The organism is Microcoleus sp. Pol11C3, assembly GCF_036701485.1.
Taxonomy (GTDB): domain Bacteria; phylum Cyanobacteriota; class Cyanobacteriia; order Cyanobacteriales; family Microcoleaceae; genus Microcoleus.
This window is the reverse complement of the sequence record NZ_JAUBQW010000044.1, coordinates 38,685-40,712: the sequence shown is the minus strand read 5'-3', so window position 1 is coordinate 40,712 and position 2,028 is coordinate 38,685. Positions and strand designations below refer to the sequence as shown.

General features: G+C 50.6%; 1 protein-coding gene. It reads right to left on the bottom strand.

All coding sequences use genetic code 11. The features are described 5' to 3' along the window. Positions 1 to 2,028: cadherin-like domain-containing protein (locus QUA40_RS12720; RefSeq protein WP_333126023.1), on the bottom strand; the 2,028-nt coding region annotated here is incomplete at both ends.

The window sequence follows — 2,028 nt, the reverse complement described above, 5'->3', positions numbered from 1 at the left end:
ACTAACTCTTTGCCAGTAATGTCAGGAGTTGAACCGCTAACACCGTCAAAGTTAGTCGTCGTCAAATTGCCGAAAGCGCTCGCGCTAAACTCGAATTTGTCAGTTCCAGACTTAAAGTCGGAAATTTTATCGCCGCCTTCTTTAGTTGTCCTGTAAACAAACAGATCCGTACCACTGCCGCCACTTATGACATCCAAACCAAGGCCGCCGGTGATGGTATCGTTGCCGTCGCCGCCCTTGAGGGTATCGTTAAAGTTGCTGCCGACAATCTTGTCATCGCCTGCTAAACCATCGTAATTAACTGGGGCGGGAGAAGTGGTGAAATCCACATTGTCAGGGCCGGCAGTACCGACAGGAATATTTAGTGGCGGGCCCGTGAAGACAAAGTTACTGACTTGCAGGCGAACGTTCAGCGCGAAACTGGTCACAATTTCAAAGCGCGCCCCAACAGCAAATACCAGTACAGAACGACCCGTAGCGGCATCTGTAAACTGACAGAAAGTAGGCGCGTCGCTGCCACCCAAAGCTACAAACCGCGCTTGCAAAGTCAGGATGCTGTTAACAGTAATATCAGCAGTGAAGTCGAGCAAATTAGCGCTGCCGATCGAACCAACAGTAGAACTAGCAGTAATCTCCAGTCGGGTCAAGCTAGAAACGCTGAGATTAGCAAAAGCTGCCGTAGAAAGCTCTAAAACATCGTCAGTGACATTAAAGTCAGTAATCAAGTCAGCTTCTGCAACTGTTTGAACCTCTTGGCGGGAAGTGCTGTAAATAAAGTGATCCTTTCCACCACCCCCAGTTAGAGTATTCCTTCCTATGCCGCCTTCGATCGTGTCATCATCATCGCCGCCTTTAATTTTGTCGTTACCCAAGCCTCCTTTTATTTTGTTTTTGCCTTTACCGACTTCGATATCGTCATCGTCATCGCCACCGTCGATATCGTTATCGCCATCGCCGGCTTTAATTTTGTCCTTGCCTTTGCCGCCGATGATTTTGTCCTTGCCTTTGCCGGCTGTAATATCATCGTCACCATCGCTGCCTTCGATGTCGTTATCCAGCGTCACAGAACCGACAATAACTTGAGGTGCTGTAGTGCCACCAAACTTAAAGAGATTTTGCTCGATTTTCAAGCTAAAACGCTGGCCGGTGAGAGCGTTTTTGCCGTTGCTAACTTCAAAACCAAAACTAGCCGCACCGAAAAAACCTAGTGCCGCTTTGAAAGTTAACGAGCCTGCGTTAATGTCTGCTTGAGTGAACGTAAAACCGACTTGTGTGACAGCAACTCCCTTAAAGAATAGTTTGCCGGTTGTAGCATCGGGCAGCTCGGTTAGCTTGAAGGATGTGCCACTAGGACCTTGCTGGCCATCGACAAACCGCAACAACTCAGAAGAAATAGTTTGCTCACTCCCGTCGGAACCAGCAGTCAGGCTCTTATTCGCTTCCACTCGCGGGGGGTTATAAATCGGGTTCGGAGTTGGAGTTGGAGTTGGAGTTGGAGTTGGAGTTTGAGTTTGAGTTTGAGGATTAACTCCCAAAAAGTCGCCAGCAGTGATAAGCGTTGCGTTGACATTCAACAATAACGCGATTGCGAAGTTATTGACCCGAATTTCGGTATTGGCACCGACTTGTATAAAGGTCAAGCTGCTAAAGTTCAAGTCGCCAAACAGGAGAAACTTGTCATTGCCGTCTTCGTAGTCAGTGATGACTGAACTCCCGCCGCTGGTAGGGTTACTCACGACAAAAACGTCATTTCCAGCACCGCCGACACAGGTAGTGTTGCCAGTACCACCCATCAGCGTATCGTTGCCGTCGCCGCCCATCAGCGTATCGTTGCCGTCGCCGCCACCGACAACGCTGTCGTCGCCGGACCCGCCGTCTGCCATGTCATTGCCGTCGCCAGTAATGAGGGTATCCTTGCCCGCACCGCCCATCACGCTGTCGTCGCCGGAGCCGCCCATCACGCTGTCGTCGCCGTCGTCGCCGCTGCAAACGTCGTTGCCAGATCCGCCCATCAGCGTATCGTCGCCG